General features: G+C 30.9%; 24 protein-coding genes. 23 read left to right on the forward strand and 1 reads right to left on the reverse strand.

All coding sequences use genetic code 11. The features are described 5' to 3' along the window. Positions 1-225: 225 nt before the first annotated feature. Positions 226-786, forward strand: a complete 561-nt coding sequence (locus AACQ14_RS01940; protein WP_339361884.1) for a GNAT family N-acetyltransferase — start codon at positions 226-228, stop codon at positions 784-786. Positions 787-1,225: 439 nt separating this feature from the next. Here AACQ14_RS01940 and AACQ14_RS01945 read toward each other — a convergent pair whose 3' ends face one another. Next, positions 1,226-1,666 carry a helix-turn-helix domain-containing protein gene (locus AACQ14_RS01945; protein WP_339361885.1) on the reverse strand — a complete coding sequence of 147 codons (441 nt, stop codon included), beginning with the start codon at positions 1,664-1,666 and terminating at the stop codon, positions 1,226-1,228. Between the two features lie 267 nt (positions 1,667-1,933). Between AACQ14_RS01945 and AACQ14_RS01950 the strand changes: the two genes are divergently transcribed. The 22 genes from AACQ14_RS01950 to terL all read left to right on the forward strand — a co-directional run bounded on the left by AACQ14_RS01950 (position 1,934) and on the right by terL (position 13,912). Then, positions 1,934-2,146 carry a helix-turn-helix domain-containing protein gene (locus tag AACQ14_RS01950; RefSeq protein WP_339361886.1) on the forward strand — a complete coding sequence of 71 codons (213 nt, stop codon included), beginning with the start codon at positions 1,934-1,936 and terminating at the stop codon, positions 2,144-2,146. 32 nt (positions 2,147-2,178) lie between these two features. Next, positions 2,179-4,146 carry a Mu transposase C-terminal domain-containing protein gene (locus AACQ14_RS01955; protein WP_339361887.1) on the forward strand — a complete coding sequence of 656 codons (1,968 nt, stop codon included), beginning with the start codon at positions 2,179-2,181 and terminating at the stop codon, positions 4,144-4,146. 17 nt (positions 4,147-4,163) lie between these two features. Continuing rightward, positions 4,164-5,069 carry an AAA family ATPase gene (locus tag AACQ14_RS01960; protein ID WP_339361888.1) on the forward strand — a complete coding sequence of 302 codons (906 nt, stop codon included), beginning with the start codon at positions 4,164-4,166 and terminating at the stop codon, positions 5,067-5,069. Positions 5,070-5,195: 126 nt separating this feature from the next. Then, a complete protein-coding gene (locus AACQ14_RS01965) occupies positions 5,196-5,585 on the forward strand; it encodes an addiction module toxin RelE (protein ID WP_339361889.1) in 390 nt (129 codons plus the stop codon). 13 nt (positions 5,586-5,598) lie between these two features. Then, positions 5,599-5,820: a hypothetical protein gene (locus AACQ14_RS01970; RefSeq protein WP_339361890.1), complete on the forward strand. Its 222-nt coding sequence runs from the start codon at positions 5,599-5,601 to the stop codon at positions 5,818-5,820. A 54-nt stretch (positions 5,821-5,874) separates the two neighbouring features. After that, complete coding sequence (locus AACQ14_RS01975; RefSeq protein ID WP_339361891.1) at positions 5,875-6,147, forward strand: hypothetical protein; 273 nt, start codon at positions 5,875-5,877, stop codon at positions 6,145-6,147. Between the two features lie 24 nt (positions 6,148-6,171). Next, positions 6,172-6,420: a hypothetical protein gene (locus AACQ14_RS01980; RefSeq protein ID WP_339361892.1), complete on the forward strand. Its 249-nt coding sequence runs from the start codon at positions 6,172-6,174 to the stop codon at positions 6,418-6,420. Between the two features lie 35 nt (positions 6,421-6,455). Further along, complete coding sequence (locus AACQ14_RS01985; protein WP_339361893.1) at positions 6,456-6,641, forward strand: hypothetical protein; 186 nt, start codon at positions 6,456-6,458, stop codon at positions 6,639-6,641. Positions 6,642-6,654: 13 nt separating this feature from the next. After that, positions 6,655-6,867 (forward strand): hypothetical protein, encoded by a 213-nt coding sequence (locus tag AACQ14_RS01990; protein WP_113671219.1) that lies wholly within the window; start codon positions 6,655-6,657, stop codon positions 6,865-6,867. A gap of 14 nt (positions 6,868-6,881) precedes the next feature. Next, the gene (locus AACQ14_RS01995) at positions 6,882-7,361 is read left to right on the forward strand and encodes a hypothetical protein (protein WP_339361895.1); all 480 of its coding nucleotides are present in this window, start codon (positions 6,882-6,884) and stop codon (positions 7,359-7,361) included. Positions 7,362-7,365: 4 nt separating this feature from the next. After that, the gene (locus AACQ14_RS02000; RefSeq protein ID WP_339361896.1) at positions 7,366-7,653 is read left to right on the forward strand and encodes an AbrB/MazE/SpoVT family DNA-binding domain-containing protein; all 288 of its coding nucleotides are present in this window, start codon (positions 7,366-7,368) and stop codon (positions 7,651-7,653) included. Then, positions 7,650-8,318, forward strand: coding sequence for a hypothetical protein (locus tag AACQ14_RS02005; protein WP_339361897.1), 669 nt, complete (start codon positions 7,650-7,652; stop codon positions 8,316-8,318). Before AACQ14_RS02000 ends, AACQ14_RS02005 begins: the two co-directional genes overlap by 4 nt. Positions 8,319-8,326: 8 nt before the next feature. Continuing rightward, positions 8,327-8,767 carry a regulatory protein GemA gene (locus AACQ14_RS02010; protein ID WP_339361898.1) on the forward strand — a complete coding sequence of 147 codons (441 nt, stop codon included), beginning with the start codon at positions 8,327-8,329 and terminating at the stop codon, positions 8,765-8,767. Then, positions 8,767-9,168 carry a hypothetical protein gene (locus tag AACQ14_RS02015; RefSeq protein WP_113671215.1) on the forward strand — a complete coding sequence of 134 codons (402 nt, stop codon included), beginning with the start codon at positions 8,767-8,769 and terminating at the stop codon, positions 9,166-9,168. Before AACQ14_RS02010 ends, AACQ14_RS02015 begins: the two co-directional genes overlap by 1 nt. 5 nt (positions 9,169-9,173) lie before the next feature. After that, on the forward strand, positions 9,174-9,686 hold the full coding sequence (locus AACQ14_RS02020) for a replicative helicase loader/inhibitor (protein WP_339361899.1): 513 nt from the start codon (positions 9,174-9,176) through the stop codon (positions 9,684-9,686). A gap of 41 nt (positions 9,687-9,727) precedes the next feature. After that, positions 9,728-10,033 carry a Mor transcription activator family protein gene (locus AACQ14_RS02025; RefSeq protein ID WP_113671213.1) on the forward strand — a complete coding sequence of 102 codons (306 nt, stop codon included), beginning with the start codon at positions 9,728-9,730 and terminating at the stop codon, positions 10,031-10,033. A gap of 118 nt (positions 10,034-10,151) precedes the next feature. Further along, the gene (locus AACQ14_RS02030) at positions 10,152-10,601 is read left to right on the forward strand and encodes a hypothetical protein (RefSeq protein WP_339361900.1); all 450 of its coding nucleotides are present in this window, start codon (positions 10,152-10,154) and stop codon (positions 10,599-10,601) included. A gap of 1 nt (position 10,602) precedes the next feature. Beyond that, positions 10,603-11,073, forward strand: coding sequence for a hypothetical protein (locus tag AACQ14_RS02035; RefSeq protein WP_113671211.1), 471 nt, complete (start codon positions 10,603-10,605; stop codon positions 11,071-11,073). Between the two features lie 18 nt (positions 11,074-11,091). After that, positions 11,092-11,385, forward strand: coding sequence for a hypothetical protein (locus AACQ14_RS02040; protein WP_113671210.1), 294 nt, complete (start codon positions 11,092-11,094; stop codon positions 11,383-11,385). Between the two features lie 22 nt (positions 11,386-11,407). Beyond that, positions 11,408-11,680, forward strand: coding sequence for a hypothetical protein (locus AACQ14_RS02045; RefSeq protein WP_339361901.1), 273 nt, complete (start codon positions 11,408-11,410; stop codon positions 11,678-11,680). Further along, positions 11,680-12,276 carry a phage protein Gp27 family protein gene (locus AACQ14_RS02050; protein ID WP_339361902.1) on the forward strand — a complete coding sequence of 199 codons (597 nt, stop codon included), beginning with the start codon at positions 11,680-11,682 and terminating at the stop codon, positions 12,274-12,276. Before AACQ14_RS02045 ends, AACQ14_RS02050 begins: the two co-directional genes overlap by 1 nt. A gap of 154 nt (positions 12,277-12,430) precedes the next feature. Then, the gene (gene terL / locus AACQ14_RS02055; RefSeq protein WP_339361903.1) at positions 12,431-13,912 is read left to right on the forward strand and encodes a phage terminase large subunit; all 1,482 of its coding nucleotides are present in this window, start codon (positions 12,431-12,433) and stop codon (positions 13,910-13,912) included. The last annotated feature ends 8 nt before the right edge of the window (positions 13,913-13,920 follow it).

Raw genomic sequence — 13,920 nt, forward strand, 5'->3', positions numbered from 1 at the left:
CAAACAATATAATATAATTGAACAACATGACCTGCAGTTGAAGGATACTGTCTATTTATAATAATAAGTTATATTTAGCTGTAGGTACAGACCTGCAGTTTTTATATATTAATTGATATTAGTAAGATTACTGTAGTTTACACTACAGTTTTTTTATTATACAAAGCTGTAGATAATACGGCTTATTTTTTTATTCATTTTTAAGAATTAGAAGGGGGCAAAGCAATGAATGGAATCAAAATAGTAATGTATGACCACACATATGCAGAATCTTTAGCTGATATGTGGAACCAAAGCGGACAGAACTGGGGAGGAGAACAGGTATCAAGAACCGCAGAAGATGTTATCAATGAAAATGAAAAAATGGGTAATATCTGTGCATTTCTAGCTCTTGACGGAGATGAAGTTGTGGGTTATTGCAGCTTCTCTGAGTATAAGCAAGATGAAGGAGCTTCTTATATACCCTTGTTGAATGTTAGAACTGACCATATTGGTAAAAAAATAGGTAAAACCCTTGTGAAAGAATGTGTTAAGAAGGCTATGGAGTCCAAGTGGCCAAGACTTGATCTATATACTTGGCAAGGTAATGATAAAGCTGTACCAGTTTATAAAAAATGTGGATTCTTCTGGGAAAGAAGAGATGGCAGTACACATCTTATGAATTTTATGCCGTATGTTATGCGTACTGAAGCTGTAAAACAATACTTCGATACTTTTGATTGGTATGATGATAGTGTAAGGGAGATTAAGATTGAAAGTGATGGCAGAAGTTGTATATTGACATAATAAATGATAAAAAAGAAAAATACGAAAAAACACGGTATAACATGATAAAAACCCGAAATAACAACGGTTAAAAGAATTTATATAAACCAAACTAATTTCTATAAAATGAGCCAAAATATAAAAAATGGTTCTTTTTTATTGTACTGTAAAATGTAATACGTATTATCTTTAATAATTTTTAACAATCTTTAAACCATTGAGAATAGGCATTTAACAGTTTTAAAAAGTTAAAAGTTTGGAAACAAAAATAGAAAAAATATAATTGATATTGGGGAAGTATTATTGGCGAATTGGCGAAGTACTTCCTCAATATCATTAAATACTGTATTTACAAGGAATATAAAAGTTTTGTATATTAAATATATTTGTTATTGACAAGATAAATGAACAAAATTATTAATGTTTAATTGTGTAAAAATACACTATATAAGTATAAAAATCAAGCTAATTCTTTAGTAGCTACTTCTTCGTCTTTTGAAAGGAATAATTTTTGTTTTTTGAATTGCGTATCTGCAACAGAAGTTTCTACTTCTAATTTACCTAATAATTTACCTTTCTTAATATCTGGTAATTTTCTATAATTTAAAATTAATTCTACTTCATCATCTGAAACATCACCAAGTAATTTTATAAAGTGAGGGGGAAGGTCAATAGAATTTGATTGTTTAGTATGTACTTTTTCTTCTCCTGTCAAAAGCCAGTCTGTTGATACATTAAAAAAATTAGCTATTGCAAGTAGAATTATAGAAGTTGGATTTGTTTGATTTTTTTCAATTCTACTAACTGTACTTTTGTTGCCATTAAATGCTTTGGCAAGTTCATCTTGATTTAAGTTATTTAACTCTCTTAAATATTTAATTCTTTCTCCTAGTGATTGCATCTAATCAACTCCTTTTTGAATTTAATTGCAAAATATCAACTTTATAATTGACAAATTGCATATATGCAATTATAATAATATATATAGAAAAGTTTCACATAAATTGTAACACAACATGTCAAATACAAGTAATTTATAAATCGTAAATATACAATTCTATTATACTTCATATCTAAAAAATATACCATATCTAAAAGTTATATCTAAATAATATGTTGGTTATCAACTTGGTGGAATGTTAAAAAGTATTGAAAGTGAGGAATTTCAATGGCAAAAACAAGAAGAATGACAACAGAGTTTGGTAAGCAAGTTAAACAAGCGTTAATTCAAAAAAATTTAACACAACATGATTTAGCTTTAATAGTTGGAATAAGTGATAGTTATTTATGTGATATTTTAAAAGGTCTTAAAAGACCACAAAAACATGTTAATCAAATATGCAGTATTTTAGAGATTGAAGAAAAAAAGATTGCTAGTTAGAGGAATGTAAGGGATAACAAGGGGGTGGAAAAGTGGAAGTATTACTTACAGTAAAAGAAGTTGCGGAATTAAAGAATTGTAGCGAAAGATGGATTAGAAATCAAATTACTAACGGAAATATAAATGACGTTTTGATAGAAGAATCAAGTCGTGGTGGTAAGAACGGAAAACAGTATCGTATACCACTAATTTCATTGGAACCTAAATACCAAAGAAAATATTATAGATTACAAAGGCAAAAGGAAGTTGTTGACATTGAAATTAATAATATTGACAATGAAAAAAGCTTTGATAAATACACTAGGCAAGAAAGAGAACAAATTATCTACTGGAAAAAGTTACTGGAAGATTGGGATACATTTAGAAATACAGGCGGTAAAAAAACAGAGTTGGATCAACAATTTATTGCAGTATGGAATAACAGTCATAAAGAACATAATATATCAATTTCTACTTTAAAACGTAGATGGAAGAATTGGAAAACATATGGTGATACTGCTTTAATTGAGAATAGAGGAAAAAAGAATAGAGGAAAGACAACTATTAATCCTACAGCATGGGCAATATTTGAACAATATTATTTGAGCGAAGCAAGAAGCGATATTTCACATTGCTATAGATTAGTTAAAGAATGGGCAATACTTGAAAGACCTGAATTACTTCCACTAGCAAGTTATAGAACATATCACAGAGAAGCCCAAAAGATACCATATGCAATTATACAGTATTTTAGATATGGTAAGAAAGCTTGTGAAGATAAAGCGTTGCCTTATATAAAAAGGTTATATAAAAACTTGCATAGTAATCAAATATGGGTTGCAGATAACCATACATTTGATGTTATTACTAGATTTGATGATGGTAAAGAGAAAACTCATAGGTTATATGTTACAGCCTATCAGGATATAAGGTCAAGAAAAATGGTTGGTTGTTATGTAACCAATACACCTAATTCAGATGCAAACCTGTATTGTTTAAAGAAAGCCATTGAAAGATATGGTATACCAGAAGAAATATATACAGATAATGGTCGTGAATTCTTGGTTCATGATATAGGTGGTAGGGGTAGAAGAAAAACTAAAGATGATGGAGAACATCAAGTTCCAACAATACTTGAAAGATTAGGTATTAAATTTACAAATGCCATAGTAAGAAATGGACGTGCAAAAATAGTTGAACGTGCGTTTAAACAGTTTAAAAACGAGTTTTGTAAGTTAATAGATACATATACAGGGGGGCATATTTTAGAACGACCAGAGAGCCTAAAAGATAAAGTAAAAGTACTTAATAGTATCATTATGGATGATGAATTTACAAAGAACTTTTATACATATGTAGAAGGTTGGTATAACGAACAGGAGCAATATGGTGAAGGTATGGAAGGGAAAAGTCCTAACCAGGTATATGAAGAACAATTAATCATAAAAAGAACTGCTAAAAAAGAAGATTTAAACTTAATGCTTATGAGAAGTACCAGAATGCAGACAGTTAATAGAATGGGTGTCAAGCTTAAATTGTATGGTCAGGATTTATATTACTGGAATAAACAATTAATTGTTACACATCAAAAAGATAAAGTATATCTAAGATATGATCCTGAAAATGTTGGAACAGTTCGTGTCTATGATGAAAATGATAAATTTCTATGCATAGCAGAAAACAAAGAAGCCCTTGAATATGGAGCAAGTAAAGAAGATATTAAAAAGGCTGCTAGTGAGATTAAAAGAGTGGAAAAAACAGTTAAAAATTATTTGAAAGATAATTCAATCAATGTTTATAAAGCTCCTGACAAATTAGATATAATGCTTAAACGTGCCAATATGAACATTGAGAATCAAAAAGAGCCGAAAGCAAAGGTTTTAGAAATGGTTAGAGTTGATGAAACAGAATATAATCCTAAACTAATGGATAAAGCTGTAGGACAGGACGTTAATATTGATTTGGATAGAATGATTAGTAATCTAAAGAAATCAAGAAAAAACAATAATAAATATTATTAAAGAAGGGAAGTAATTATATGTCAAAAGAACAAATTCAACAATCTATCAATATGGTGAATGAATACTTAAAAGAAAATCAAATGAGCAAATCAGCATTTGCTAAGGCGATAAATGTATCGCCTGCAACACTTTCTTTATTTTTGAATGATGGGTATAAAGCACCTCATACAGTAATACCTAAGATTGAAGCTTATTTAAAGGTTCAGGAGCAAAAGCAAATAGCACCACAAAGACCTGATTTCCAACCTACTCATGTGTCTAAAACTGTTATGGATGTTATTACATATTGTCATATTCAAGGGGTAATGGGTACTGCCTATGGTGATGCAGGTATTGGAAAGACAGAAGGAGCTAGAGAGTATTGCAGACAAAATACAGATGCAATTATGATAACAATTAGTCCTGTATTTGCTAATACTAAAGGTGTAAATGAATTACTTTGTGAAGAACTTAGAATTACAGATAAACGAACAAATATGGCTGCTTACATGTCCATAGTAAGGAAACTTAGAAATTCTAATAGAGTAGTTATTATTGATGAAGCACAGCATTTGACTATTAAGACATTAGAACATCTTCGTTCTATGATAGTAGATGATTCATGTTGTGGATTAGTATTGATAGGTAATGAAATGATTTATAACAGAATGACAGGAAAACAAGAAGCACAACTAGCACAGTTATTCAGTCGAATAGCAATAAGGAAAAATGTACTTACAACTAGTGTTCAATTTGAAGATATGGTTAAACTATTTCCAACGCTTGGAGAAGAAGAACAAAAGTTTTTATATCGTATTTCACATTCTAGTAAATGGGGAGTACGTGGAGCAGTTAATCTATATCTTAATGCTGCAGGTAATGGAGACTTAACTATTGAAGGACTTGTGAGTATGGCGAAATTCATGGGAATTGGATTTAATTAGACATAAAAAAAAGGCTTATAAAAGCCTAAAATATAATAACAACGAATTTAATTTTAACACGTTTTTAACAGCTTGTAAATAGCTTTTTAAAACGTGTTAAAGTGGAATAAAAAAGGAAGTGAAGTAATGGCTGCTAAAAGAAAATACAAAAGAATGACTATAAAAGAAAAGGAAGCAAATAAACGATTTCGTGCAGAAATGAGGGCAAAAGGAGTACTACCACCAGTAAAGCCAAGACTTAATAGAAGAAAATTTGCAAATGAAGTGAATAAGGAATTTGAAGATTTTTCTGTTTATGAGAATGCACTTTATATAACAGAAGCTATTGTATTCATGACGCCAAGTAATACAGGTATTAAAAAAGATATAGACTTACAAGAAATAGGTGTTTTAAAGATGATGAAAATAGCTATGGAAATAAAGAAATATAAGGAAAATCTAATAAAACAAGGTGAAACAAAATATAATCCAATGGATTTGTTTGAAGAAGTAGTTAATCCAATTTGTGATTTGTAAGGGGGAAGAGCTTGTGAGATATAAAAAAAGAAAAAATAAGGATAAAGAAATTCTTAATATAATGCTTGATGCAATATTGCATAATTTGAATCTGCTACAAATAGAACTTTATAATCAATGCGATTGTGAAGGTGAAACAGATTCTCCATATTGTAAGGAATGTGCTAGTTATGAAGATTGTAATAAGAATACAGTAATAAGAAAAAAACTTGAATCGCTAAAGGAAAGTATTTGAGTAAATGGATTACCTTAGTACAAATAATAGATTGATTTTAGGATGTGTATATTAATGAGTTTACTAGAAAAAGTTAAATCTATTCCAGTTGGTTCTAAAATTACTATAATAGCAAAAGGTCATTTTGGTAATGAGGTAACTGAAAAAGCAACTTATATGGGTAATCTAAGACAACATGGCTATATAACACCATGTAATGCATGGGCAGCTTATAAAGGTGAAGGGGATACGCCTTGTTACAAAATAGATTATAGACCATATAAAAAGCATACAGTATATACAAGTGCTATTGATTGGACAATCAAAGATATAAAAGTAGGTTGGTAAAAAAATATAAATGGAGTGATACATATGATAGAGAATAGGTTCTGTTACAAAGTATTAAAAGAAGCAGGATTAGCTTATGATTCTGTTACAGGTGAAAAGGAATGTGCTTACATTGAAATTAAGCTAACAACTAAATACAGAAAATTAATTGGTGACAAGTACGACGAACTACATGATAAAGCTAAGAAAGGAATAGCCAACAAACTAAATATTGACGTTTCCATGTTAATACCAATAAGTGAACAAGAGTATGATGAAAATGCTGAAGGATAAATTAATATGATTAAAAATAGGAAAGGGTTGATATTATGTTAGCTTATTACGACAAAGTGGATAAAGAACCAAAATGTTTATTAAGAAATGGTGAAAGAGCAGATATATTATATTTTCTCTTGGAGCTTCAAAAAAGTAAAAACAATTTAAATGATACTGATAAAAAAATATTAGATGAAACAATTACAGAGATAAAAAAGACTTATAAAAAAGTCGGATAGGAGATACGATACTATGAATATTAAAAAAGGAACTAGAACAGTAAAAGGAAAACCAGTATTTCAATACAATAAACCTCTTAATGCTTTTACAGATGCAGAACTAACAAAAGAACTTGCTAAGAGACATAATGTAACATGCTACAGGACTCATAATACATACAGTGTTAAAGCTAATGGTAAAAGGACAACAGGAAATGGTAAAGCAGTTATTTTGGTTGTTAGATAGGAAAGGGTGATTTAATGGAAGTTAAATATATATGTATGCCATTAGCAAGTAATGTTCCACAACCTGGTAGTAAAGATTGGATACTCACAAAATGCCCTTCATGTGGTGAGAAATGTTGGGAGATTCCATTGGGTAGACAAATTAAAGAACAACAGAAAGATAGTAATGATTGTTACTATATGTTTGTTTGTACTAAATGTGCACTTAAGAATATACAACAAATGCAAAAAGTATTAAAAGATAAATGTAAAGAAAAAGATTGCAAGAAATGTATTTTAGAAAGCTATACAGATTATAAGGATATAGAAAAAGTGATTCAGGATGGACAAAGATTAAAAGTAGTTGGATTCCTTTCAGATATTCCTGATTATGAAATAAGAGTTATCTATAAAGATAAAAGAATCCTATGCATAAATGAAAAAGCTTGTGATTACTTATGCAATGTTATATGTGACCAAATTATTGAATTGATAAATGATGATAAGAAAGGGTGATTAGATGTTGACACAAGGAACATTCAGAACAGTATCAAAAAGTGGAGCAATAACGATTCCTGCTAAATTAAGAAGGGAATACGGTATACAATCAGGTGATGGCTACGAATTATTTGTTGAAGGTAAAAACATTATATTAAAGCCTTATCTACCACGCTGTATCTTTTGTGGAAAGCAGGAAAATGTTAAGAATTACAAAGGTAAATATGTTTGTCAAAATTGCCATGATGCTATCAGTGAAGCATTAGGCAAAGAACCAATAGCAGAACAACAAAGGAGTGTAGAGAAATGAATCAGGATTATAATACCATGCGTATTGACAAATTAGTAGATGAATTTACTAAACAGCACAAGGCACAATCAGAAGCAAAAAAAGAAATGGAGACTATCAAGGCAGAATTACAGAAACGAGGACTACAACAACTTGAAGATAAAAATCTTAAAACTATCCAGTTCTGGGGAAACAATAATAATTATGCTCTTGTTCAAAAAACAGAAGATGTGGAAATGCAGGACTATATCACCCTTTCAGGATTACTTAAAAATGTGACATCAAACTGTATAACCAAAACACAGGAAATTGATTATAAATTTGACAAGAAATTCAAGGAAGGTATAACAGCAGTATTCACCAAAAATTACGAAACTAGAGACTTAGAAGATATACTGAAAGAAATGAAAATGAACAACACACAGATAGAACTTGCCAAGAAGAAATTAAAAGGTACTTGGATAAAAGACAAAGAGTTTCTTGAAAGTGTTGGAGTGGATGAAGAAGTTAAGAATGATATTGAAGTATATTTATACTTTATACATCAATCAATGAATTATAGGAAGCTTGTAGAAATTCTTACAGCTGCAGGATATGACAAAGAAGAAATACCACTTCTTATAACTAAGCTTAAAAAGACTATCCTAGTCAAAGAAAATACAAGAATTGGTTGCTCTTACAAGTAGGTGTTATGATGAAAAAATCAGAAACATGGAAAACCAACAATCGTAAGATATGGGCGAATGCAGGGGAAAAAGGACTTAATATTACTAAAGATGAATTACATGGTATCGTCGAAGGTCTTACTGGTAAAGATAGTATTGGAGAACTAACCATCAAGGAACAGCAAACAGTAATAAAAGATTTATATAGACGTCAGGGGAAGACTTATTATTACCCTAGAACTTCTTATCAAAGTAATAAAATGACCCAGGACGAATATATCATGAAACTAACTAGACAGCTTGGATGGATAACAGATGAAAATAAAATTGATATGAAACGTCTCAATGGTTTCATCAAGAAAAGAATCAATATTCAAGTAGATCATCTGAAATGGTTAAACACAAGACAAAAAAGCAAGGTGATTGAAGGATTGAAAAGTATGGTAAAAAGGAAAGCGAAGGTGACCTAATGAAACTGATATGTCCTCATTGTGGTAAAGAATTTGATTATAAACCCAAGAAAAGAAAAACTAAAACATTTGATATTGATTCAAAGGAATATGAATTAGCACTGTATCTTAAAAACAGTATTCTAGGAAGTAATCCATATGCGAAAGTACCCAGTGATTTGAATAAGTGGGCTATTGGATTTGACAGACTTCTTAGACTGGATAATAGACAGGTGGAAGCGACAAAAGAAATTATAGCATATGCACATAGTAATAACTTTTGGCAGGGTAACATTCTTAGTCCAGAAGCAGTAAGACGTAATTATGATAAGTTAACTATACAGATGAATAATAGTAAAAAGCCTAAACAGGGAAACAGTAACTTTAATAACATGGTCGATACATTGCAGAACTGGGGGTAATAATCTTGGATAAACCAGAATTTAAAAAGATTATAGCAGGTATTTCAGCATTTTACAGCACTTTTAAATTGACTACAAAACAGTTAGATGCATGGTATGAAAATGTTAAAGATTTAGATTACAGATTGGTAAGTATCGGTCTTAACAAATACATACAAACACAAAGCTTTCCACCAACAGTAGCAGACATTAGAAAGATGGTTTGTTTAAATGAATTACAAACTGCTGATGAACTAGTTGCTATTATGTATGATGCTGTAAATAAGTTTGGTATGTATAGATCAGGTGAAGGACTTGAATACATAAGAAAACATAGTGATACAGCTTATAAAATTGTTAAGAACTATGGGTATAGAAACTTATGCATTCATAACCCAGAGTATGTAAAAGGGCATCTTATTAAATTTATTAATGAGAATAAAGCAAATATTATCGGTGATGCATTACTGACAACAAGTCTAAAGACAAAAATAGGAGCAATAAAAGGTAATGCCAACCAAAAGTATTTAACAACATAGAGGAACAGCAAAGTTAAATATATATAAAGCAGGTGTTTAACATGAACAACTGGACGAACGATATCACTATACAAGATTTAGACGAAAAAAACAAAGAATTGGCTGAAATAATAGGACTTGATAATCTGCTAGAATTATGCAAAATATATGGTGGGGATTCTATATATGTTAACAAACTGGATGAACTACTTAAAGTTGTAAGAGACAGAAAAATAAAAAAAGAATACAATCGGTACAATCTAAAAGAAGTTGCTAAAAAATATAATTTGACAACTAAACGGATAAAGCAAATTGTAAGTGACAATTCAATTAAACAACAATTATCATTATTCGATTTAAACATATAGTGGAAAAGAATTACTAAAAGTTTTTCTTAACAGCCCTATTATATATTGAAGTAAAATATCAGTAGATTAAGTTCTGCTGATATTTTTTTATTGGCAAAAAAGAGAGGAGTCAAAGGATATGGAACAGATTCAAGAAACTATAACAAACTTAGGCATTACTATTGTAATAGGTATTATATCATTAATTGGTGCTTATGCTGTAAAATTCATTACCCAATTAACAGCAAAGGCAAAGGAGCAGACAGCACTGATTAAGAATGATAACATGACTTTCTTAATACGAGAAGCAATGGAGCGTATTAATCAAGTATCTAAAACGGTAGTAACATCAATTGAACAAACTACAGCCAAAGAATTAAGAGAAATGGTAAAAGATGGTGAAATCGAAAAAGAAGAAATTGAAAAACTTGGACAGAAAGCTTTTGATGAAGTTGTAAATGTATGTAACAACGAAAAGCAATATTTATCAAAGTGGATTACTAACGTAGATGGTTATATACAGAATGTTATAGAACAAAAAGTATTCGAGTTAAAACAAGAGACCAAGCCTGAACAAGGGTTGATGTAAGATGGAGAAATACATATTTGATGTAATTATGGTAGTAGTTGGTTTACTTGTATCAGGTAACACTTACTTCATGAAGAGGACACTTAACAACTTTGAAAAGAAACAGGGCAACAATTCAAACAAGATTGAGGAACTAGAAGGAAACTTTAATAATTATAAGCTTAACAACAATAAGGAGACAGAAGAGGGCTTCAAAAAACTTATTGACACCATAAATTCTAAAATGGATATGGTACAAAAAGAAATCACAGCCAAGATAGACACCATAGAATCTAAAAATGAAAATCAGGTCAGAAGATTACAAGAGCAGCAGGAGAAGCTTTCAAAAGAAATTTATACATTCCGTGAACATGTGGCAAGAAATTACACCAAGCAGGAAGATTTTAGTAGTGAGACCAGAGACATAAATAAGAAACTTGACAGCGTATATGGTGTAGTGAAAAACATAGAGGGATTCTTGCAAAAGAAATAATAGAAGGGAGTACTAAATATGCATAACATTGATGTAAGGACTAAGCAGGTATTTAGGGGCGAAGTTTTGAAAGAGCTTGATAAGTACCAGGGCGATTTTGTAAAGATTAATGTAATTAAAAAGTCATTCAGTCCAACAGAGGGATTGCCAATGAGTAAGTTTAAATCTGTTTTAAACTACTTGAATGACAAAGGTTATATTGAATGGAATAAAAAAGACTTAACTAATACAGATGATGACCTTCTTAGAATAACTGCAAGGGGACAGGATATAGTTGACGGATTAGAAAGTGACCTAGGGATAATCATATAAGAAAAATAAGGTGGTGGAATTTATGAAAGATGTAATAGCAAAAGAAAGAAGAGATACCATATTAGAAATACTTCAAGCAAACAGTCCTCATGGTGTTGGAGAAAAAGTTATTACAAGTCTAGTTAATGAAGCAGGTTATGAAATGGATAATAAAACCGTTATCCAAGATATCTTCTACTTGAAAGACAAAGGATTTATAGCAACCAGTGAAGTAAAAAATAGTCAGTATGGTATGAAACGCTACATATCCAATATAACAGCCAAAGGTATTGACTATTTGGAAGGTGTTAGGTAATGGGTAAAAGAGGAACAAGACACACTTTTGAAACCTATCCCGAAGAGCTGCAGCAGGCTATTGATGTGAAACTGAAAAAAGGTATTCCTTATAAGGACATAGTGAATTGGATCAACAACATGGAAGAAGTAAAAGAAGGAGAAATAAAAGGTACATCTATAGCAGGTGTCCACAGATATGCTAAGAACTTCAAAGAGCGACTAGAACATTCTAAGAAAATAAGGGAGCAGGTAAAAGCTGTCTTACAGGAAACAAAAGATAATCCTGATACTGATATGGTGGAAGCAGCTAACAAGATAGCCATTGAAATGGTTGTTGAGAGACTGATGAACGCCAACATGGGAGAACTGGAAAGTGAAAGTGTACTAGATGTCATTGGAGCAGTAACCAAGTTACAGCGTTCTGCAGTAGGAAACGAAAAACTCAAAATACAATTTATGAAGTATAAGGCAGATATTGAGAACAAGCGTAAAAAAGCATTAGAAGAATTTACAACAAGACTTTATGACGAACTAGAAAGTAAGTACCCAGAGCTTTATCAAAAGCTGATAATTATTGCAAGCGAGACATTTGAAAAAATAGAACTAGAAATGTAACTGGATATCCTTTATTTAGAATTAATTTTTGAAGCCGTATAATGCCTTTTATTTTAGATTTTAGATGCAACCTACCAAATATACACTAGAAGAAAGTTAAAAAGTTTTAAAAGGTGTTTAAAAACAATTAAAAGGTATATGAAAAGGTGACAACATGGAATCAATATTAAAAGATATAAAAAAACGTAATCAGGGTATAAATCTTAATACTGAACGATTGGAAATAATTGAACAAGGTAAGAATGATTTTAGAGTTTATTGTAATCATATGAATCCTGATTTTTTTTCTTATGAGAGACCGTTTCAAGATATATTATGTAATACCATGCAGCAGATGTATGAAAAAGAATTAATTAACGAGAAAACAGGAAAACCCTATGACATTTTAATAATCAACTTACCACCAGGACATGGAAAATCTTATACAGCTATGATGTTTTCAACATGGGCTTTTGGTAAAAATAAATTGAATCAGATTATATCAACATCATATAACCAAACTTTATCAACCAGATTTGCAAAAGGTGTTAGAGAGCATATAGAAGATAAGGAAACTTACGGTGATGATAATAGTTATGTTGTCAATAGCTTTTTTCCAAATGTACATATCAAACGTGGTGACGGTGCTATGGACTTATGGAGTTTGGAAGGTTCTTACATGTCATACCTTGCAACATCATTTAATGGTTCAATTACAGGTATGAGAGGTAATATTGGTATTATTGATGATCCTATAAAGAATAAATATGAAGCTGTAAATGAAAAGATAAAAGATGACCATTGGGACTGGTATAAAAACACATTCACATCAAGAATGCTAGAAGGTGCATTACAGATTATTATTATGACCAGATGGGCGAGTGATGATCTAGCAGGTAGACTACTTAAAAAATTCCCAGACCGTTGTTATGAATTGAAAATGCCAGTGTTGAATAAAGATGGTGAACCTTTATGTAGGCAAATACTAAGTAAAGAAGCCATTGCAGATAAAAAAGATGGTATAGACAACGATATCTTTCTCGCTAACTACATGCAAGAGCCTATTGACAAAAAAGGTGCGTTGTATAAAAGATTTAAAACCTATGACATGGTGGATAAAGACAAATTTACGGATGTTATTGCTTACATTGATACTGCAGATGAGGGTACTGACTTTTTATGCTGTATTGTAGCAGGAGTTATAGAAAGATATGCTTATGTTCTTGATGTCTATTACACAGATGAACCTATGGAAGTAACAGAAAAAGAAACAGCTAGAATACTGAATTTACACCGTGTTAGAAATTCCATATTTGAAAGTAATAACGGTGGTCGTGGTTTTGCTAGAAATGTTCGCAAGATTCTTAGGAAAATCAAGAACTTTATTACTAACGTCTTTTGGTTTCATCAATCCAAGAACAAAAGAACTCGTATCATTGTAAATAGCAGTAATGTCATGGAACAAGTAATCATGCCAGAGGATTGGGAAACAAGGTTCGAGCTTTATGCAAGGGATATGCTCAAGTATCAACGCAAAGGCAAAAATCCTCATGATGATGCACCAGATGCTACTACTGGTATAGTCGAAGTTATCAATGGTGATGTAAAAGTAAAGAAAAAAGCAAAAGTGATAAAACGTAGTAAGTTGGGATTGTAGGTGATTAG

Origin of the sequence: Vallitalea maricola (assembly GCF_036985595.1) — a bacterium.
Taxonomy (GTDB): Bacteria; Bacillota; Clostridia; order Lachnospirales; family Vallitaleaceae; genus Vallitalea; species Vallitalea maricola.